Origin of the sequence: Kribbella sp. NPDC051770 (assembly GCF_040681455.1) — a bacterium.
Taxonomy (GTDB): Bacteria; Actinomycetota; Actinomycetes; order Propionibacteriales; family Kribbellaceae; genus Kribbella.
Genome location: NZ_JBFAYT010000003.1, coordinates 629,296 through 649,514 on the forward strand (window position 1 = coordinate 629,296; position 20,219 = coordinate 649,514).

A 20,219-nucleotide genomic window follows, 5' to 3' on the forward strand; every position below is an offset into this window, starting at 1 on the left:
TTGCGTTGGAGCGCACTCGAACCCCTAGCGTCGAAGCCATGACGAAGACCTGGATCATCACCGGCGCCAGCTCGGGCCTCGGCCTCGCCCTGGCCGAGGCCGCGCTCGCGGCCGGCGAGTGCGTCGTCGGTACGGCGCGACGAGCCGGTCGCTTCGCGGCGCTCACTGCGGCGTACGGCGATCGGATGCTCGCGGTCGAGCACGACGTACGCGACACCGCTGGTGCAGAAACCGTTGTCGAGCGTGCGGTGGGCGAGTTCGGGCGGGTCGACGTGCTCGTCAACAACGCCGGCGCCGGACAGGTCGGCGCCGCCGAGGAGATCACGGACGCGGCGCTGCGCGACATGCTCGACCAGCACCTCTTCGGGCCCGCCGCGTACGTACGCGCGGTGCTGCCTCACCTGCGCGAGCAGGGATCCGGCGCGATCGTGTAGATGAGCAGCCAGGGCGGGCGGATGTCGTTCCCGGCCGTCGGCAGCTACTCGGCCGGCAAGTTCGCGCTGGAAGGCTGGTCCGAGGCACTCGCGGGGGAGGTCGCGCCGTTCGGGATCCGCGTGCTGATCGTCGAGCCGAGCCGCTTCCGCACCGAGTTCAACGCGTCGGACGTGCTCATCACCGCTGAGCCTCGGGCCGGGTACGACGGCGTGATCAGCGCCGTACGGGCGAACATGGCCGAGGCCGACGGCGTCCAGGAAGGCGACCCGGCGCGAGCCGCGGCAGCGATCCGCAGCACGCTCGATCACCCCGACGCCCCGCTGCGCCTGCCCCTCGGTGCCGAGGCGGTTCGGAATCTCACCCGCACGTACCGCCGCGCGCTCGACGACGTCGAGGCCTGGGCGGAGGTCAGCGAGTCGGCGGACTTCCCGGGGATCGCGCCCGCCGTACGAGCGTTCTGAGCGACGTAGCATGACGACCATGGCCACCGACGCGCTGATCGAACGCTTCCTGGCAGCCGGCGACGAGCCGACCGCCTCCGCGATCGACGCGCTGCTCGAGGTGCTCGACGACACCACGATCGACGACGCGGTCAGCCCGCACACCGTCGCCGAGGCCGCGCAGCTGGTCGGGCTCTCGGCCCACACCTTGCGGTACTACGAGCAGCAGGGGCTCGTGCGGCCGGCGCGGAACGCCTCGGGGTATCGCGCGTACTCCGCGTCCGACCTGCGCCGGCTCGTGTTCCTCACCCGCATGCGGCTGTCGGGGATGACGATGCGCGACCTCAAGCGGTACGTCGTACTGGTCGATCAAGGCGACAGCACGGTGCCCGAGCGGCGGGCGATCATGCTCGAACAGCGTGAGCGCATCGAGCGCCAGGTCCGGGCGTACCAGCTCGCGCTCGCGACGACGGAGTACAAGCTGCGCGTGTACGGCGGTCACCCGGAGGGTTGACCTGGAGCGCGCTCCAGGAATCAGGGTGGGGTGATGAACACACCAATGATGGCCCTCGGGGCGATGTACTTCGGTACGACGGTGGACGAGCGGACCGCGTTCGCGATCCTCGACCGGTACGCCGAGCTCGGTGGGGCCCTGATCGACACTTCCGACAACTACAGCTTCTGGACGTCCGAGACGGGATTCGGTGGTCAGAGCGAGGCCGTGCTGGGGCGGTGGCTGGCGGCCAACCCAGGCGTGCCGGTGCGTCTCAGTACGAAGGTGGGCGCGCAGCCGACGCGCGTCAGGGGATTCCCCGAGCATCTCGAAGGGCTGCGCGAGGACGTCGTGCGTGGGGCGATGGCGGGGAGCCTGGAGCGGCTGGGGGTGGACGGCGTGGATCTGTACTGGGCGCACGTCGAGGATCCGTCGGTGCCGGTGGAGGAGCTGGTCGCGACGTTCGGTGGGCTGGTTCGGGAAGGGCTGGCTGCTCGGTGGGGGGTGTCGAACCATCCGTCGTGGTTGGTCGAGCGGATCCGGGCTGCTGCCGAGCGTGCCGGTCTTCCTCAGCCGGTCGGTTATCAGGAGCGCTACTCCTACCTGCAGCCCGCAGGCGGGATGGACGTCGAGGGGCAGCCGATCGCGCTCGGGATGTTGTCACCGGACGGGCTCGACTTCCTGCGGCGCAACCCGTCGTTCGAGGGGTGGGTCTACACGGCGACGCTGCGGGGACGGTACGACCGCGACGATCGGCCGCTGGAAATCGAGTACCAGCATCCCGGCACCGAGCGGCGGCTGGCTGCGCTGCGTCGGGTCGCGGATGCGCGGGGGCTTCGGGCGGGGCAGGTGGTGCTCGCTTGGCTGACGTCCGGGCGTCCGGCGCTGACGCCGATCGTCGGAGTGAGCAGTGTGGAGCAGCTCGAGGAGGCGGTGGAGGGAGTGTCGACCGTGCTCACCGCGGACGAGTTGGCGGTGCTGGACGGCGCTTAGGCCGCGGCGCTGGAGCGGGTCACGACGACGCGTCGTCGATTCGCCGAAGCTCCCCGCGGTACCACTCCGCCTTCTCCTCGACCCGCTCGAGCGTCGCCCCGAGCTCCGCGATCCGCGCCCGGATCGACGCCGCGTGCTCTTCCAGCAGCTCGACCCGCTCCGGCATCGTCGCCTCGTCGCGGCTCAGTTCGCCGTACCGGCGCAGTTGCTCGATCGACATCCCGGTGTCCCGCAGGCAGCGCAGGAAGCCGAGCATCCACAGATCGCCGTCGCTGTACACGCGGCGGCCGCCCGCGTTGCGCTCGATGCGCGGCAGGATGCCTTCACGCTCGTAGTAGCGCAGCGTGTCGATGCTGAACCCGGATTCCGCGGCTGCTTCGGCCGGCGAGTAGGTGGCCATCGTCCGAACCTAACAAACCCGTGGGGTCCCGTTCGAGCGCTCGGCGTCTAGCCCGGCGCTCCCAGGAGCGCGGGAAGGGCTGCGAACGAGGCGATCGTCGGGCCCGCCCAGCCCGGGTCGCTGTCGGCGTGCTCCGTCGTCCGGATGACGTGCATGCCGAGGGCGGTGGCTGCTGCCAGTTCGTTGTCGTTGCCGTCGCCGACGTACACGCACTCGGTCGGTTCGACGCCGAGCCCTTCGCAGGCGGCCAGGTAGATCGCCGGCTCAGGTTTCGCCGATCCGACCTCGGCGGAGAACGCGGTCACCTCGAAGTGCTGCGACAGGGCGCTCTGCGACCACTGCGTCTGCGTCTCGGAGGTGATGTTGCTGACCAGCCCGGTTCGCCAGCCCGCCGAGCGCAGCGTGGCGAGCGCGTCCAGCGTGGACGCCGGGGCGGCCCCGACGAGTTCCTGGGCGAGCGTACGCCGCATGTCCGTTGCCCGACGCAACTGATCGTCGCTCGGCCGCCCTCCGCAGCGCCGCGCGAGCTCGCGCAAGGTCGACGACAGGTCGCCGTACGCCCCGGTGAACCGCTCGTAGACCGTCGCGTCGAACGCGGCCGCGAAGTCCTCGGGCTCGACGCCGAGCACCTCGGCCATCTCGCTGTGCACCGCCGCACGCTCGCGATGCCCACCGGGGATCAAGGTGCTGAACAGATCAACCATCAAGGCACGTCGCATGCCCGAAACCTATCGTGCCGGTGTCTGCGCCTGGGCTGCGTCGGCCAGCAGATCCAGGTGGCCCAGGTGACAGGCGGTTTCTTCGAGCAGGTGGACCATGACCCAGCGCAGCGTCACCGGGCCTTTGCCGAACGACGGGCGCGGCGCGAGGGTATCGAGGCTCGGGAGGCGGGCGGCGACCGCGCGGCTTCGGTTGCAGGCGACCTCGTACAGGGCGGCGAGCTCGGCGACGGTGTTGTCGGCGGCCGAGGTGAAGGCCCAGTTGTCGGTGGGGGCCGACGCCCACGGTTCCGGGAGGACGCCGCCGCCGATGCGGGCGATGAACCAGTGGTCTTCCATGTGGGCCAGGTGTTTCACCACGCTGCCGGGGTACAGGTCCGTGGTCGGGATGCTCCGGGTCCGGGCTTGCTCGTCGGTGAGGGCGGTGATCCGGGTGAGGACGCGGTGGCGGTACTGGTCGAGGAACTGGGTGAGGGTGGTTCTCTCGTCGGCGTCCAGGTCTGGGTAGTGCTGCTCGGACATGGGGTCAGCCTAGGGAAGTTCGCGGCGCTCGGCTGAACGCAGCGTGCCGGGCGCCCGGGAGCGGGCGCCCGGCAACGACTACGGCGTGACCGGGATGTTGGTCAGGCCGGTCACCGCGTTGCGGACGGTGTTGGAGGCGTGCACGACGTTCGGGTTCGCCGAGCACTTGGACTGGGAGCTGACGTTGATCGCGTACTTGCCGACGCCGCCCAGGTCCGAGGTGTTGCTGCGCCACACGTTGCCGCACCCGTTCGGGAAGCTCGGCGTGGTCGACGGGTTGTGGGTCTCGTACCCGTTGGCGAAGGTGCCGGGGGAGGAGAAGGTCCCGGTGTTGTTCTCGATCACGTAGTCGAAGCCCTTGACGTCGACCCACGAGTCGGCCGAGTTCTCACCCGACACGCCGCGGCCGTTGAAGGTGTTCCCGCGGATCACCCCGCCGGTCGTGCCCTCCTTCACGTCGATCGCCTCGGCGGCGATGTTCGGCCCGAGCTGGTTGTCGAGCACCTGCACCCGGTCGGACTTGTCGACGCCGCCGGTGTTGCCGTGGCAGCTCCAGTTCGACCCGGCCGAGCCGATGTAGACACCTTCGCCGTACCCCTTCTGCACCAGGCCCGCGTCGGTGATCGTCGAGTTCCGGATCACGCCGTCGGCCGACGAGCGGCGGAAGTGGACGGCCTCCTCGTCGGTGTGGTGGACCGTGACGTCGTCGATGGTCACGTGGTGGGAGTTGTCCAGCACGATCCCCTTCTTCGACTCCTGCACGGTGAACCCGCTGAGCTTCCAGTACGGCGCACCGAACAGCCACAGCCCGTACCCCGAGTCCCACCCGGCGGTCGGCGCCGGGCAGGACGGCGCGTCACCCGACGGCCCGTCGTTGATCAGTACGGCGGACGCCGGCCCGGTCAGCGTGATCGGTGCCGAAGCGGTCCCGGCCCGCTGTGTGAGGAACGCGCCGCGGTACTGCCCGGCGGCGAGCCGGATCGTCTGCCCCGGCTGCGCATTCGCGAGCGCGGCCTGCAGTTGCGCGGCCGTCGAGACGTCAACAGCCGAGCCGCCACCGCCGCCACCTGCCGTACCGTAGACCTCGAACTCGAACAGCGAGTACCCGTACGCCGTACCGCGCGCCGTCGCGTTGATCCGCACGTACCGGGCCGACCCGGTCACCGGGATCTCGTCGATCCCGCCGTCCCCGGTCGTCGTGGAGGCGACGGTCGACCAGCTCGACCCGTTCGCCGAGACCTGAACTTGGTACGCCTTGCCGAACGCGGCCTCCCAGTTCAGCTTGACCCGCGTCAGGTTCGCCGACGCGCCGAGGTCGACCTGCAACCACTCTGCGTCGCGGCCCTCCTGCGACGCCCACCGCGTCGAGGTGTCGCCGTCGACGGCGAGGCCGGACTCGAAGCCGGAGCCCTCGGTCGACGACGCGGTGGTCGGCTTGCCTCGGGAGAGCAGCGTCTCGGATGAGGAGCCGCCCGGTGTGGTCACGCTGACCGCGGCCGACGGCCCGGATTGGTTGCCTGCGGCATCACGAGCTTGAACGGTGTAGCTGTACCCGGTCGACGGTGACAACCCGCTGTCGGTGTAGCTGGTTCCCGAGGGGCTGCCGACGACAACACCGTTCCGGAGTACGTCGTACCCGGTGACGCCGACGTTGTCCGTCGCAGCGTTCCAGGCCAGGGACACACTGGACGAAGTCGTGCCGGTACTGCGCAGCCCGCCCGGAACGCTCGGCGCCGCAGAGTCGCCGCTGCCGCCGACGCTCCGCAGGAACAACGACCCGGAGGCATCCGTGCGGCTGGCGTTCACGCCCTGGTTCGGCCCGGTGTAGTCGACCGTCTCGCGGCTCGCCCAGTCCGGGATCGTCGTACCGCCGACCGCCAAGTGCTGGAACTTCGAAGCATCCGCCGAGCTGCTCCCGAACTGGTAGATCCGCTGCCGGTCCGGGTAGTAGGGCTGGTACGCGCCACCAGCAGTGGTCTGCTTGCTGAGCGCGTTGTTGTAGACCACGTTCTGCGGCCCGCTCGACCCGGACCACTTCAGCGCCTTCGGCCCGGCGGCCCACCAGATCGGCCACCAGGTCGAGTCGTCCGGTACGTCGCCGCCTTCGTCGCCGCAGTTGCTGTCACAGTTCTTCGACGAGTGCTCGAACGGGACCCGGACGGTGTTGTTCTCGAACAGGTTGCGGCGTTCCCAGCCACCGTGCACGTTCAGGTCGGAGTCGAAGTCGTTGCCGATGGCCACGTTGTTCGAGGCCGACCACTGGAAGGTGAAGTGCCGCAGGTTGCGGGTCGTGTTGTACGCGTACAGCGAGTCCCAGACGCGGGAGCCGCGCAGGTACCCGTTGCCGCCCTTGCCCTTGTTCCAGGAGCCGTCCAGGTGCGACTCCTGGACCTGGATGTTCTTCGCGCTCTCGGTGACGATCGGGTGCGACCCGGTCATCTCGGTACCCACCCGGCGCACCCAGCTGTTCACCGCCCACTTCAGCACGATCCCGTGCATCTGGTACTCCGGCGCCATGTTGCCGTAGTTGTGCACGGCATCGGCTGCGTCCAGGTTGTAGGTGCCGCCGGCAAGCTTCGGCATCCCGGTCAGGTCCTGGGTGATGGTCAGGTCCTCGATCCCGACGCCGAGCACCGGCTTCAGCGGTGTCACCCGGCTCGGGTAGACGGTGCCGCCGATCGCCGTCGACCCGTCCGACGTCGAGTTCACCGGCAGGTCGTACTCCAGCGGCTTGTCGATCGTCACGTTGCGCCCGGCGGTGTCGACCGCGGTGATCTGGAAGATCTGCTGCCGCATGTGCAGGTTCTGGTACTTCGAGGTGTCGGTGGCGGTCTGCTGCTGGTAGAACTTCACCGAGTTCGCCGCGCCGACCCACAGGTAGTTGCCCGCCTTGAACAGCGCCATGTTCGCCGACGTGGCGAGCTTGATCTGCGTCGTACCGATCGCGGACGCCTCGCGCAGCGGGATACCGCTGGCCCAGTGCTGGTTGATGCTCCCTTCGAAGATGTCCTTGCGGTTCGCGGGAGCCGAGGCGTAGTCCGACGCGTACTTCGGCGAGACCTCGCGGGTCTGCACCCGGAGCAGCCCGCGGCCCGGCCAGGTCCAGCCGCCCTTCCCGGCGCCGTGGGTCATGCCGTCCTCGTCCCAGTCGCTGCCGTCGGGCGTCAGCTTGTCGTACCGGGTGTTGGTGTCGGGGCGGAACACCAGCACGGTCCGGCCCTCGCCGGCGCCCTTGATCAGCAGGTAGCTGGCGTCGAGACCGAGCTGCCGGGAGACCGCGATCCGTCCCTCCGGCAAGGTGATCTGGGAGAGCTTGGTGTAGCTCGCCGACGGCGTGCACTGCGTCCGGATCGCGTCGATCGCCGCCTGGATTCCGGCGGTCGCGTCGCTGCCGTCAGCCCGTACGCCGTACTGGGAAGCCAGCTCGGCGGCGGTGATCTGGCAGTTGGCGTCGGGGTTGATGTCGGACGCGCCGGGGAGTGCCGCGCCGCCGCGGTACCCGGCTTTGCTCCAGTCGGGGAGACCGGCGATCGGGGCGCGCCGGTTGGCGCTGGTCAGGTCGGGGATGGTTGCCGCGGGCTCCGCGGCGGCCGGCTCGGGAGTGGTTGTCGTGGTCAGGGCACCGATGGTCAGTACGGCGAGCGCGGCCGCCGTGATCCGATGTCGGGTCCGGGACGGGACGGAAGACATGCAGGGAACCTCCTGGTAGGGGCGGGGAGGACATGCAGACCCGCGGCGCCTCCGGCAGGGCGGAGGCGCCGCGTGCCGATCTAGGGCACCCAGTGGTTGTGGGTGACGGTGATCATCACCTGGAGCTGGATGCTCGCCGAGTAGTAGCTGTCGGTGCCGATCGGTGTCGTCAGCATCTTGTTCCACAGGGCGTCGAGCCAGGCCTGGCTGTCGGCGTCCGTCATCGCGGTGACCGCGAACGGCGCGAAGAAGGCCGGCTCGCTGCCGCTGTCGATCTGGGTGCCGTTGAGCTTGTAGCCGATCGCGATCTGGTTCGGGTTGCCGCCGGTCTTGGACTTGATCCAGGTGTTCAGCTTGCGGGCCGCGGTCAGCGACTTGGTGTCGCCGCCGGTGACCGCGTCGGCGCCGACGCGCCACGGCGTACGGCAGGCGTTCCACCAGAACTGGCCGTCGTTCGGGTCCTCCAGGACCTGGCCCGGGGCGGGTTTCGGCGAGGAGTTGGTGTTGACGACGAAGTCGGGCAGCAGCCCGGTGCCGGAGGCGAAACCGTTCTGCAGATTGGTGATCAAGGTCTGGTGGGCGTTGCGGATGGTGTCCCAGGCGCTGTCGCCGGTGGCGGCCCTGAAGGCGCGGAAGTGGTCGACCATCCAGTCCGACGTCCGGGAGATGTAGTAGTACTGGTCGCCGTTGCTGGTCCAGTCGCCGAGCTTGAGCAGGTTGGTCGACGGGTTGATCTCGGAGGCCTTGATCGCGTTGATGTGCTTGATCGCGAGCTGCTTGTAGTTGTAGGTGCCGGCGCTTCCCCACTGGCGGTCGGCCAGCAGCAGCCCGTACGCGACGTCCATGTCGCCGTCGGTCGCGGCGTCACCACCGTTGACGCTGCGGCAGCCGGTGTCCTGCTCGGCGGCGAGCAGATCGGGGTTGCCCGAGGACGGGTGGTCGAGCTTCCACTTGACCAGGCCGTCGAAGATCTTCTTCGCGTCCGGGTCGGCGCCGGCCATCGTCGCGGCGATCACCATGCCGTAGCCCTGGGCCTCGGCGACGTACGGGTGGTCGGCGTCGGGGGAGATGACCTGGTACCAGCCGTTGCCGCAGTTCTGGCGGACGAAGGCGGCCTTCCAGCGCTGGTAGTAGTCGACCACCTTGGCGTCGTTGGCCGCCTGCGTGCCCGACGGCTTGAGCATGCCGGCGGCGTACGGGATGGTGTGGCTGCCGAACGGCACCGCGCCCTCACCGCCACCCGGCGGCGGGCCGCCGTCACCGCCGTACACCTGGAACTCGAACAGCGAGTACCCGTACGCCGTACCGCGCGCCGTGCCGTTGACCCGGACGTACCGCGCGGTGCCGGACACAGTCAGGTCGTCGGTGGCGCCGTTGCCGCTGGTGGTGGTGAACGCGTCGGTCCAGCTGGTGCCGTTGGTCGAGATCTTCACCTGGTACGACTTCGCGTACGCCGCCTCCCAGGTCAGCTTGACCCGCGAGATCGGCTGGGCGCTGCCGAGGTCGACCTGGATCCACTCCGGGTCGTGCCCCTCGACCGAGGCCCACCGGCTCGACGCGTTCCCGTCGACCGCCTTGGCCGCCTCGAAACCGGATCCCTCGATCGAGGAAGCGGTGGCCGGTCTGCCCTGCGACAACAGGGTTTCCGCGGCCTGCGCCGTACTCGGTACCAGCACCGAGGCCAGTACCGCGGCCGCGATCCCGATCATGCTCATCGCTCTGACTCTTCTCACTGCCGACTCTCCGTCCGTCGTCCGGGCTAGCTCACAGGGGCCGGTCGGCAACCGCTTTCCCGAAGCCTGGACCAATACCGTCCGGGCAGGCGAACAGAAGGTGGGGGCGGAAGCGGCCGGAACAGGGGGTGGGCGGTCCCACCTGGTCCTGGCAAACGTTCAACTATTAGGAAACTTTCCTAACGGTTGTCACCGAGAGTAGAGGGACGGCCCGGACCCGGCAAGACCTCAGCGAGATTTCGGTCGCCCCCGAAGCCGGTTGACGTGATACTGACGCGGGTGACGATGCACGATGATCAGGTCGAGGTGACCGCCGAGGTGGTGGCCGGGTTGGTGCGGGAGCAGTTCCCGGAGTGGAGCGGTGAACCGGTTAGGTTGTTGCCGTCCAGTGGGACGGTGAATGCGATCTTCCGGATCGGGGACGGGCTGTCGGCTCGGTTTCCGTTGCGGTTGAAGGATGCGGGCGCGGTGCTGGCGGTGCTGGAGCGGGAAGCGGAGGCCAGTGCGGAGCTGGCTGGGGTTTCGCGGTTTCCGGTGCCGGAGCCGGTGGCGTTGGGGAAGCCTGGGGTGGGGTACCCGATGCCCTGGGCGGTGCAGACGTGGTTGCCGGGGGCAATTGCTTCTGAGGTCGACGTGAGTGGGTCGGTCGGCTTCGCCGAGGATCTGGCCGGGTTCGTCGGGGATCTGCGGGCAGCTGACACGCGGGGGCGGGTGTTCAGCGGGGACAACCGGGGTGGGGAGATCGCCGATCACGACGAGTGGGTGGCGAAGTGCCTGGCGGAGAGTGAAGGGCTGCTCGACGTACGGCGCTTGCGTGCGCTGTGGAGCGGGTTTCGGGAGTTGCCGCGGACCAGCGCTGATGTGATGAGTCACGGGGATCTGATCCCGGGCAACGTGCTGGTTGCCGATGGCCGGCTCAGTGGGGTGCTCGACACGGGTGGGTTCGGGCCGGCTGATCCTGCGCTGGATCTGGTGGGGGCGTGGCACCTCCTGGACGCGGGGCCGCGGGACGTGCTGCGGCGGGTGCTGGGGTCTGACGACCTGGAGTGGGAGCGCGGCAGGGCCTGGGCGTTCGAGCAGGCGATCGGGCTGGTCTGGTACTACCTGGAGAGCAACCCGACGATGAGCAGCATGGGGCGGCGGACGATCGAGCGGCTGCTGGAGTGAGCGCGGTCAGCTGACCCGGTGGTCGGGGGCGAACGCGGCGGCCAGTTCGAGCGTGGGCTCGTCGAGCGCGGACGAAGCTGCCGAGGGCGCGAAGACCGTCCGGAAACGCTCCTCGACCGCGGCCGCTGTCAGGTCCGGCCGCTCGGTGCTGACCGAGCCGACCGTCGCCGGGTCGAGCGGCAGTTCGAGATGCGCGTACACCTGGGTCAGCAGCGAGCGCACCCGCTCGTCGTCGCCGATCAGCGTGAGCGAGCTGAAAAGCCAAGCCCGCTGGACGACGCGCTGCGCGGTCCCGACCAGCTTCACCGCTCCGCGGGCGTTGATGCTCTGCGCCCCCGGGCAGTACTCGCCGGGGATCTCGCCCACCCGCGCGTCGACGCCGAGATCGCGCAGTGCGTCGGCGTACTGGGTCCCGAAGTCGGCGAAACGTCGCTGGTGGTCCTCGGTCGCCCGTACGTCGTGCCGCACGTGATCGACCACGACCGCCTCGGACGTGTAGGCCACCGGCCGTCCGCCGACAGCGCGGACGAGCGGCTCGAAACCGGCCTCCCGCCCAGCCCGTACGGCGGCCGCGAACCCGGCGTGCCGAGTGTCGCGACGCCCGAACACCAGCACCGGCGAGGCCGGCCGGTAGATCCGGATCGCGTCGACGACGTCGCCGCTCGACGCACGCCGTACGAGCGCGTTGGCCACGGCCAGCTCCATCGCCGCGTCGTCGACCGGCCCTGAGAACACCTGCATGAGCACATCGTGCCGCACGCTCAGCTGAGGGCGGACCGCAGCCGCCGGGTCGCCCGCCACTGCAGTTGCTTGATCGCGCCTTCGCTGCGGTTCATCGCCTGCGCGGTCTCGGCGATCGACAGTCCGGTGAAGTACCGCAGCGCGATGCACTCGCGGTGGTCCTCGGGCAGCTGCGCCACGGCTTCGCGAAGCTGCTCGGCGTCGAGTGTCGCCAAGGTCGTCTGCTCGGGCCCGGCGGCGAGGTCGGCGCCGGTGGCGATCTCGTCGGTGACCTCGGCGAGCCGGTGCCAGCCGGAGCGGTGGTGGTCGTGGATGAGGTTGCGGGCGATGGTCATGAGCCAGGCGATGAAGTTGCCGCCGGGTGCGGTGTAGGAGTCGAGCCGCCGCAGCGCCCGGACGAACGTCTCGCTGGTGAGGTCCTCGGCGACCGGGATCGCGGTGACCTTGGAGCGGATGTAGCGGTAGACCGCGGGGGAGTAGACGTCGTACAGCTCGCCGAACGCCTCGGCGTCACCGGCTTGCGCACGCCGGATCGCGGCCTCGGTCTCGTCAGGGCATGCCGCGGCAGCCGTGCGTGCGGGCACGGGGTTCATGAGATCCGTTCGGGGTCGGCCGGTTGCGAGCCCAACGGTCTGTAGGCACGAGGTTACGGAAGGCTACTGCGTCGGCCCCGGCTCACCCGCCACCGCAGGGGGTGTGTTGCCCCGCGATGTCAGCGGCGGCGGGCGAGGTGCGCGGTGACCTCGGCGTTCACCTCGACGGTTTCCGGCAGGACGTCGAGCGTCCGGCGGAACACCTCGGCGCGCGCGTCGGCCGTGAGCATCACGTACGCCGAGACCGTCGACAGGTGCCCGATGAAGTCCTCCGCGCTCATCGTCAGGCGCCGGTCGACCACGACCTGCCGGACGTCGGTGAACCATTCGGACTGTTCGAGCTCCGTCCCCGGCCACTGCATCGGGCGGTCGGCCGGGGTGCCGTCAGGGGAGGGAACGCCGTCCTCGTCGAGATGCGGCAGACGGGCGGCGCGGGCCGCCTCCTGCAGAGCGGGATCGGCGAGCTGGATCGGTACGCCGAACGATGTGAAGACCCCGCCCGGCCGAACGAGCGCGGACATCCGCTCCCAGCGCCCGTCGGGGTTCGTCCAGTGCAGCGCGGCCGCCGAGTAGACCAGGTCGTACGACGTGTCGAGCGGCAGCTCCTCGAAGGCGGCCCGCACCGGCGTGACGGTCGACGGCAGGTGCTTGCGCAGCTCCGCGAGCATCGCCGCGTCGGGCTCGGTCGCCGTCACCGCGATGCCGGCCTGGGCGAAGATCCGGGTCGCTTTCCCTGTCCCTGCGCCGATTTCGAGCGCGGTGCGCAGCGGCTGACCGGCGTACGACGTGACGAGTTCGAGGAGCTCGGCGGGGTAACCGGGGCGGAACTTCTCGTACGTCTCGGCCACGGTCCCGAAGCTCAGTGCGCGATCAACCATGCGCGCCATCCTGACAGCCCGGCACCCCCGCACGCCTGCCATTTTCGGCAGCCCGGGACCGCAAAGTCATCGAGCTCTTCCCATGTCCATCGGCATGTGGCATGTGATATGTGTAATTTTACATATCGTATACCGCAGGCTGTGGAGCCCCGTTCCGGCCTGGGTGAGGAGCTTTCATGCGCATCCGTTCCAAGGCTCTGGGAGCCGCCGCGGCGGCTGGGGCGCTCGTCGTCGCGGGCTGTTCGACGCCGGGGGCGAGTACGGGGTCCGCCGCCGCGGGGGACAGCGGCGCCGGCGGGACGCTGGTGATGTCGACCCCGACCGCGCCCGACTCCCTGGACGCGACGATCGCGAACACCTTCGCGGCCCGGCTGGTCTTCTCCAGCATGTGCGAGGGACTGTTCACGGTCGACTCGAACCTCAAGGTCGTCCCGCAGCTCGCGGCCGAGACTCCCAAGATCTCCGCCGACGGCCTGACGATGGACATCAAGCTCAAGCAGGGCGTGAAGTTCTCCGACGGTACGCCGTTCGACGCGGCCGCCGTCGTGACCACGCTCGAGCGCAACCTGACCAAGAAGGGCTCGGCGCGCGTCCAGGAGCTCTCGGCGGTCGCCTCGGTCAAGGCGGTCGACCCGACCTCGGTGCAGCTCAAGCTGAAGCGTCCTTCGGCGCCGCTCGCCGCCCAGCTGTCCGACCGTGCGGGGCTGATCATGTCGCCGACCGCGCTGCAGAAGGAGGGCGACGACTTCGGCAAGAACCCTTCCTGCGTGGGGCCTTTCAAGTTCAAGTCGATGGTCGCGGGCAACGAGATCGCGCTGGTCAAGGACCCGAACTACTACGACGCCGACAAGGTCAAGCTGGCCGGCGTGACGTACAAGTTCATCACCGACTCGTCGGTGGCGACCGCGAACCTGCAGTCCGGTGACATCAACGCTGCCGAGCACATCGTGCCCAGCGACGCGGAGAAGCTGAAGAGTGCGGGCCTGGAGGCGCTGACCTCGAAGACGATCGCCTACCAGGGCATCTCGATCAACGTCTCGCCCTCGATCGGTACGCCGCTGTCGAAGTCGGCGGACCTGCGCAAGGCGTTCGAGATGAGCATCGACCGTGAGGCGCTGAACAAGTCGGTCTGGGGCGGCTCGAAGGTCACCGACTGCAACCCGCTGCCGGTGCAGAGCGAGTTCTACACCAAGGTCGAGTGCACACCGTTCGACGTCGAGGGCGCGAAGAAGCTGGTCGCGGCCTCGGGTGTCCCGACGCCGGTCCCGGTCGAGCTGATGGCGTCGTCGAGCGCGGTGGCGTTGCGCGAGGCCCAGGTCGTGCAGTCGATGGCCGGCGCGGTCGGGTTCAAGGTCAACATCAAGCAGCTCGACCTGGTCTCGGCGCTGCAGATCGCCCGGGCGGGCAAGGCGGACGCGTTCATCGTCGGCTGGTCGGGCCGGGTCGACCCGGACGGCAACACCAACGACCTGCTGACCACCGGCGGCTCGAACAACTTCTCGGAGCTGGCCGACCCCCAGGTCGACTCGCTGATCCAGAAGGCGGGCAGCACCAACGACAACGCCCAGCGCAAGACCCTGTACGCCGAGGCGCTGAAGAAGGTCGCGGACATCCGCTCGAACATCTACCTGTACCACGACACCTGGTTCCTGGGGACCGCGAAGAACGTCACCGGGATCGACTACCGCACCAACGGCATCCCGTACCTCAAGACCGCGAGCGTTGGCTGACGGCATGGGAAGCTTCCTGCTCCGCCGCACCGGCGCGACGGTTGTCACGCTGGTGCTCGGCAGCATCGCGGTCTTCCTCGGCGTCCGGGCGCTCCCCGGTGATCCGGCCACGGTGATGGCCGGGGAGAGCTCGACACCGGAGATGATCGCCCAGATCAACCAGCAGTACGGTTTCGACAAGTCCCTGCCGGTGCAGTACCTGACCTGGCTCGGACAGCTTGCCCAGGGCAACTTCGGGACCTCGACCCAGTACCGCGTGCCGGTCGCCTCGCTGGTCGCCGAGCGGCTGCCGGTGACGATCGAGCTGGCGGTCCTGGCGATGCTGGTCGGCCTGCTGATCGGGATCAGCGCGGGCGTCGTGTCGGCCGTGAAGCCGGGCTCGATCCGGGACTACGTCGCCAACGGCTTCGGGTTGTTCGGGCTCTCGGTGCCGCACTTCTGGCTCGGCCTGCTGGCGATCCTGATCTTCGCGGTCACCCTGCATTGGCTGCCCGCGTCCGGCTTCGTGGGGTTCGCCGAGGACCCGGCCGAGAACCTGCGCCGGATGGTGATGCCGGTGCTCGTGCTCGGGACCGGCCTGTCCGCGGTGATCATGCGCCAGACCCGCTCGGCACTGCTCGGCCAGCTGTCGGCCGACTACGTCCGTACGGCGCGCTCGAAGGGCGTGCCGCACCGGACCGAGGTGACGCACGCACTGCGCAACTCGCTGACCACGCTGACCACGATCGTCGGTCTCCAGCTCGCGGGCCTGATCAGTGGCGCGGTGATCACCGAGCAGATCTTCGTGATCCCGGGCTTCGGCAACCTGGTCGTCAACGCGGTCACGAACCGCGACTACCCCGCGGTCCAGAGCGCCGTCCTGATCACCGTCGTCGGGTACGTCGTGGTGAACCTGCTCGTCGACGTCGCCTACGCCTACCTGAACCCCCGGCTCCGCGTGACGGGAGAGACCGAATGAGCATCAAGGACCGGATCAGCGTCGGTGTCGCGCCCCCTGTGGTTGCGGCCGAGCCGGCACCGCGCGCGTTGCGCGGCCGCCGCCTGGTCCGCCGGTTCCTGGCCAAGAAGATGGCCGTCTGCGGGCTGGCGCTCGTCGTACTGTTCGTGCTGCTGGCGCTGGTCGGACCGCTGCTGGCGCAGGACTACTCGCAGCAGAACCTGAACGAGACGTTCGCGGGTCCGTCGGCGGCGCACTGGCTCGGCACCGACGACCTCGGCCGCGACGTCGTGGCGCGGCTCGCGAGCGGCGCCCAGGTCTCCTTGCTGGCCGGCGTCTTCGCGACCGCGCTCTCGATGCTGGTCGGCATCCCGCTCGGCCTGGTCGCGGGCTACTACCGCGGCTGGACCGACTCGGTGCTGATGCGCCTCAACGACACGGTGATGGCGTTCCCGTTCCTGATCTTCGCGGTCGGGATGGCGGCCATCCTCGGGCCGTCGCTGCGCAACGTGATCATCGCGCTGGCGGTCTCGCACGTGCCGTCGGTGGTCCGGATCGTGCGCGGCGAGACGATGGTTCTGCGCAGGCAGGAGTTCGTCGACGCGGCCGTCGCCGACGGCGCGACCGACGTCGCGATCATGGGCCGCTACATCCTGCCCAACCTGGTGAACGTGCTGATCGTGAACGCCACCGTGGCGATCCCGGGCGCGATCATCGGCGAGGCGGCGCTGAGCTTCCTGGGCCTCGGCGTCCAGGCGCCGACGCCGTCGTTCGGCACGATGCTCACCGGCGCGCAGCAGTTCCTCACCCAGGACCCGCTGCTGGCCGTCGTACCGGGGATCGCGATCGCTCTCGCGACGCTCGGCTTCAACCTGCTCGGCGACGGTCTGCGTGACGTCCTGGACCCGAGGGGCAAACGATGAGTCTGCTCGAAGTCGCCGGCCTGCGGGTCGAGTTCGACACCGAAGGCGGCACCGTGATCGCGGTCAAGGACGTCTCGTTCGACCTCGAGCCCGGCGAGATCGTCGCGCTGGTCGGCGAGTCCGGCTGCGGCAAGTCGGTCACCGCGATGGCCGTTCCGCGACTGCTCGAGCCCGGGACCCGGATCGGCGGCAAGATCAGCCTGGACGGCGTCGACCTCGCGACGCTGTCCGAGCGCGAGATGCAGAAGGTGCGCGGCAAGGAGATCTCGGTCGTCTTCCAGGAGCCGATGACCTCGCTGAACCCGGCGTACACGGTGGGCCGGCAGGTCGCCGAGGTGATCAAGGTGCACGAGAACCTGCCCGCGCGCGAGGTCCGCGAACGGGTGGTCGAGCTGCTGGAGCTCGTCGGCATCCCGGACGCGCGGAACCGGACGAAGGCCTACCCGCACGAGCTGTCCGGCGGCATGCGGCAGCGGGTGATGATCGCGATCGCCGTGGCCTGCAACCCGAAGGTGCTGATCGCCGACGAGCCGACGACCGCGCTCGACGTGACCATCCAGGCCGCGATCCTGGACGTCATCCGCCGCCTGCGTGACACGCTCGGCACGGCCGTCGTTCTGATCACGCACGACCTCGGGGTCGTGGCCGAGGTCGCCGACCGGGTTCTGGTGATGTACTCCGGCCGGCGGGTCGAGCAGGCGCCGACCGCGAGCCTGTTCGCGGAGCCGCAGCACCCGTACACGCACGGGCTGCTCGGCGCGCTGCCCGGGCGCGCGGTCGAGCGGGACGGGCGGCGCCGGCTGACTGAGATCCCGGGGCTGGTGCCACCGCCGACCTCGGACCCGGACGAGTGCCAGTTCGCGGCGCGTTGCTCGCGAGCGACCGCCGAGTGCGGTACGGCGCGGCCGAGCTTCGCTGACGTGCTGCCGCTGCACGCGGTCGCCTGCTACCACCCGGGACAACGCCGTACCGAAGGGAAGGTCGCCGATGAGTGACGCACCGGTCCTCGAGGTCGAGAACCTCGTCAAGCACTACCGGGGCAAGGGCCAGATCGGCCGGCGTGGTCAGCTCGTCCGTGCGGTCGAGGACGTCAGCCTCACAGTTCGGCCGGGTGAGGTGCTCGGTCTGGTGGGGGAGTCCGGAAGTGGTAAGTCGACGGTCGGGAAGGCGATCGCGCGGCTGATCAAGCCGACCTCGGGCACGATCAAGCTGCTCGGCGAGGACATCTCCGAGCTGAGCCGCGGCCAGATGCGGCCGCGCCGCCGCGACATCCACATGGTCTTCCAGGACCCGTACTCGTCGCTCAACCCGCGGATGACGATCGGCGACATCGTCGCCGAGCCGCTGCGCCAGCACGGAGTCGCCCGCGGCGCCGAGCGGCGGCGCATGGTGGGGGAGATGCTGGAGAAGGCGGGGCTGCGCGAGGAGATGCGCAGCCGCTACCCGCACGAGTTGTCCGGCGGCCAGCGCCAACGCGTCGCGCTCGCGCGAGCGCTGGTGCTCAACCCGAAGTTCGTCGTCGCCGACGAACCGGTGTCGGCGCTCGACGTGTCGGTGCAGGCCTCGATCCTCAACCTGCTGCTGGATCTGCAGAAGGATCTGGGGTTCTCATGCCTGTTCATCACCCACGACCTCTCGGTGGTCGAGTTCATCAGCGACCGGATCGCGGTGATGTACCTCGGCCGGATCGTCGAGACCGCGAGCCGCGAGGAGTTGTTCCGCAACCCGCAGCACCCGTACACGCAAGCCTTGCTCGCCGCCGCACCCGCGGCCGACCCGGCGAACGTCAGGACCCGGGACCGCATCGTGCTCGGCGGTGACCTGCCGAGTCAGTCGGTGGTCGTCCCGGGCTGCTCGTTCCACCAGCGGTGCCCGGTCGCTGTCGACCGCTGCCGGGTCGACGTACCGGCGCTGGCCGGGGTGACGTCGCCAACGCATGAAGTGGCGTGCCACCTGGTCACCCCCGACGGCGGACCGGATCTCACGACCGCAGCCCGACACTCAGCCTGATCGAGAAAGGAACAACGCATGGTGCAGACGCGTCCCGAACTGGTGGGCAACGTCGGGATGGTGGCCAGTACGCACTGGCTCGCGACGGCCACCGGGATGAGCGTGCTCGAACGAGGTGGCAACGCGGCCGACGCGGCCGTCGCCTCGGGGTTCGTCCTCCAGGTGGTGGAGCCGCACCTCAACGGCCCCGGCGGCGATGTCCCGATCCTCGTGCACGGCGGCGGTGACGCCGACGTGTCGGTCGTGTGCGGCCAGGGCGTCGCGCCGGCCGGGATCAGTACGGACGCGCTCGCCGGTCTCGGGCTCGACCTGATGCCGGGGACCGGGCTGCTCCCGGTCGTCGTACCGGGGTCGTTCGGTGCCTGGATGGAGCTGCTGCGGCGCTGGGGAACGTGGTCGGTCGAGGACGTCCTCGAGCCGGCGATCCACTACGCCGAGCACGGGCACCCGGTCCTGCCGGGAGTCTCGGCCGCGATCGAGACGGTCAAGGAGATGTTCGAGGAGCACTGGCCGACGTCGGCGCAGACCTGGCTGCCCGACGGCACGGTCGCGGCAGCGGGGAGCATCTTCCACCGGCCCGAGCTGGCGGCGACGTACCGGCGGATCGTCGACGAGTCGAAGGCCGCTGGATCGTCGCGCGAGGTGCAGATCCAGGGTGCGCTGGACTCCTGGTACCGGGGATTCGTTGCCGAGGCCATCGATGCGTACTGCTCGACGGCGGAGGTGATGGACACCTCCGGCCGGGCGAACGGCGGCTACCTGCGGGCCGACGACCTGGCCGGTTGGGAAGCGACGGTCGAGGAGCCCACGACGTACGACTACGGCTCCTACACGGTCTGCAAGACAGGGCCGTGGGGCCAGGGACCGGTGTTCCTGCAGCAGCTGGCGCTGCTGAAGGGGTTCGACCTGGAGTCGATGAAACCCGGGTCGGCCGACTGGGTGCACACGATCGTCGAGTCGTCGAAGCTCGCGTTCGCCGACCGCGAGGCCTGGTACGGCGACCCGCGGTTCACCGACGTACCGCTGACCGAGCTGCTCTCCGACTCCTACAACGACGCGCGGCGCGCGCTGATCGGCGACACCGCTTCGCTCGAGCTCGTTCCTGGCAGTCCGGGCGGGCGCGTCCCGGTGATGCCGCGCTACCCGGACGCTCCCGAGGGCTTCGTCGCGGGCGCGGGCGAGCCGACCGTCGCATCGACCGGTGAGACCAGGGGCGACACCTGTCATCTGGATGTCGCCGACCAGAACGGGATGATGATCTCCGCGACACCGAGCGGCGGCTGGTTCCAGGCCTCGCCGACGATCCCGGGGCTGGGCTTCTGCCTGAGCACGCGCGGGCAGATGTTCTGGGCGCAGGACGGCCTGCCCAACTCGCTGCGTCCCGGCGCCCGGCCGCGGACCACGCTGTCGCCGTCGTTCGCGTTGCGCGACGGGAAGCCCTGGCTCGCCTTCGGTACGCCGGGCGGCGACTTCCAGGACCAGTGGCCGCTGCACTTCTTCCTCAACGTGGTGCACGGCGGGATGAATCTCCAGCAGGCGCTGGACTTCCCCGACTTCCACTCGATCCACATGCCGAACTCGTTCTACCCGCGCGACACGCACCCCGGTCACCTGCTGATCGAGGACCGGTACGACGGCGCGGTGCTCGACGAGCTGCGCCGGCGCGGTCACCTGATCGAGGTGCAGGACGGGTGGGGCATCGGCCGGACGAGCGCGGTGGCGCGCGAGGACGGCTGGCTGCGCGGTGCCGCGAACGCGCGCGGCGCTCAGGCCTACGCTGCGGGACGCTGACGTGGGACAGACCAGAAGGGTGAG

Annotated in this window: 17 protein-coding genes and 1 pseudogene; 10 read left to right on the forward strand and 8 right to left on the reverse strand. The window is 69.6% G+C overall.

What is annotated here, in order from left to right:
- The first annotated feature begins 38 nt into the window (after positions 1-38).
- From AB0M01_RS14400 to AB0M01_RS14410, 3 genes and pseudogenes are all read left to right on the forward strand, one after another.
- Positions 39-896, forward strand: a pseudogene (locus tag AB0M01_RS14400) (SDR family NAD(P)-dependent oxidoreductase).
- A 19-nt stretch (positions 897-915) separates the two neighbouring features.
- Positions 916-1,389 (forward strand): MerR family transcriptional regulator, encoded by a 474-nt coding sequence (locus tag AB0M01_RS14405; RefSeq protein ID WP_363669272.1) that lies wholly within the window; start codon positions 916-918, stop codon positions 1,387-1,389.
- A 33-nt stretch (positions 1,390-1,422) separates the two neighbouring features.
- Positions 1,423-2,361: an aldo/keto reductase gene (locus tag AB0M01_RS14410; RefSeq protein ID WP_363669274.1), complete on the forward strand. Its 939-nt coding sequence runs from the start codon at positions 1,423-1,425 to the stop codon at positions 2,359-2,361.
- 19 nt (positions 2,362-2,380) lie between these two features.
- Here AB0M01_RS14410 and AB0M01_RS14415 read toward each other — a convergent pair whose 3' ends face one another.
- From AB0M01_RS14415 to AB0M01_RS14435, 5 genes are all read right to left on the reverse strand, one after another.
- Positions 2,381-2,761: a MerR family transcriptional regulator gene (locus tag AB0M01_RS14415; protein WP_363669276.1), complete on the reverse strand. Its 381-nt coding sequence runs from the start codon at positions 2,759-2,761 to the stop codon at positions 2,381-2,383.
- A gap of 47 nt (positions 2,762-2,808) precedes the next feature.
- Entirely contained in the window at positions 2,809-3,480 is a 672-nt protein-coding gene (locus tag AB0M01_RS14420; protein ID WP_363669278.1) for an HAD family hydrolase, read from the reverse strand.
- 9 nt (positions 3,481-3,489) lie between these two features.
- Positions 3,490-4,002, reverse strand: a complete 513-nt coding sequence (locus tag AB0M01_RS14425; RefSeq protein ID WP_363669280.1) for a DUF664 domain-containing protein — start codon at positions 4,000-4,002, stop codon at positions 3,490-3,492.
- A 78-nt stretch (positions 4,003-4,080) separates the two neighbouring features.
- Positions 4,081-7,692, reverse strand: a complete 3,612-nt coding sequence (locus AB0M01_RS14430) for a discoidin domain-containing protein (RefSeq protein WP_363669282.1) — start codon at positions 7,690-7,692, stop codon at positions 4,081-4,083.
- An 80-nt stretch (positions 7,693-7,772) separates the two neighbouring features.
- A complete protein-coding gene (locus AB0M01_RS14435) occupies positions 7,773-9,407 on the reverse strand; it encodes a glycosyl hydrolase family 8 (protein WP_363669284.1) in 1,635 nt (544 codons plus the stop codon).
- 303 nt (positions 9,408-9,710) lie between these two features.
- On the opposite strand from AB0M01_RS14435, the gene AB0M01_RS14440 reads away from it, so the two are divergent.
- Entirely contained in the window at positions 9,711-10,592 is an 882-nt protein-coding gene (locus tag AB0M01_RS14440; protein ID WP_363669476.1) for an aminoglycoside phosphotransferase family protein, read from the forward strand.
- Positions 10,593-10,598: 6 nt separating this feature from the next.
- Here AB0M01_RS14440 and AB0M01_RS14445 read toward each other — a convergent pair whose 3' ends face one another.
- The 3 genes from AB0M01_RS14445 to AB0M01_RS14455 form a co-directional block, all read right to left on the reverse strand.
- Positions 10,599-11,333, reverse strand: coding sequence for a lipoate--protein ligase (locus AB0M01_RS14445; protein ID WP_363669286.1), 735 nt, complete (start codon positions 11,331-11,333; stop codon positions 10,599-10,601).
- Between the two features lie 20 nt (positions 11,334-11,353).
- The gene (locus AB0M01_RS14450; protein ID WP_363669288.1) at positions 11,354-11,917 is read right to left on the reverse strand and encodes a sigma-70 family RNA polymerase sigma factor; all 564 of its coding nucleotides are present in this window, start codon (positions 11,915-11,917) and stop codon (positions 11,354-11,356) included.
- 128 nt (positions 11,918-12,045) lie between these two features.
- Entirely contained in the window at positions 12,046-12,804 is a 759-nt protein-coding gene (locus tag AB0M01_RS14455; RefSeq protein ID WP_363669290.1) for a class I SAM-dependent methyltransferase, read from the reverse strand.
- A 176-nt stretch (positions 12,805-12,980) separates the two neighbouring features.
- On the opposite strand from AB0M01_RS14455, the gene AB0M01_RS14460 reads away from it, so the two are divergent.
- Genes AB0M01_RS14460 through AB0M01_RS14485 form a run of 6 tightly spaced genes read left to right on the forward strand, consistent with a single transcriptional unit; the run spans position 12,981 to position 20,195 of the window.
- Positions 12,981-14,534 carry an ABC transporter substrate-binding protein gene (locus tag AB0M01_RS14460; protein WP_363669292.1) on the forward strand — a complete coding sequence of 518 codons (1,554 nt, stop codon included), beginning with the start codon at positions 12,981-12,983 and terminating at the stop codon, positions 14,532-14,534.
- A 4-nt stretch (positions 14,535-14,538) separates the two neighbouring features.
- Positions 14,539-15,492, forward strand: coding sequence for an ABC transporter permease (locus AB0M01_RS14465; protein WP_363669294.1), 954 nt, complete (start codon positions 14,539-14,541; stop codon positions 15,490-15,492).
- Positions 15,489-16,394, forward strand: a complete 906-nt coding sequence (locus AB0M01_RS14470; protein ID WP_363669296.1) for an ABC transporter permease — start codon at positions 15,489-15,491, stop codon at positions 16,392-16,394. Before AB0M01_RS14465 ends, AB0M01_RS14470 begins: the two co-directional genes overlap by 4 nt.
- The gene (locus AB0M01_RS14475) at positions 16,391-17,389 is read left to right on the forward strand and encodes an ABC transporter ATP-binding protein (protein WP_363669298.1); all 999 of its coding nucleotides are present in this window, start codon (positions 16,391-16,393) and stop codon (positions 17,387-17,389) included. The genes AB0M01_RS14470 and AB0M01_RS14475 overlap by 4 nt, the downstream gene beginning before the upstream one ends.
- Positions 17,382-18,404, forward strand: a complete 1,023-nt coding sequence (locus AB0M01_RS14480; RefSeq protein WP_363669300.1) for an oligopeptide/dipeptide ABC transporter ATP-binding protein — start codon at positions 17,382-17,384, stop codon at positions 18,402-18,404. Before AB0M01_RS14475 ends, AB0M01_RS14480 begins: the two co-directional genes overlap by 8 nt.
- Before the next feature lie 18 nt (positions 18,405-18,422).
- On the forward strand, positions 18,423-20,195 hold the full coding sequence (locus tag AB0M01_RS14485) for a gamma-glutamyltransferase family protein (protein ID WP_363669302.1): 1,773 nt from the start codon (positions 18,423-18,425) through the stop codon (positions 20,193-20,195).
- Positions 20,196-20,219 lie beyond the last annotated feature (24 nt).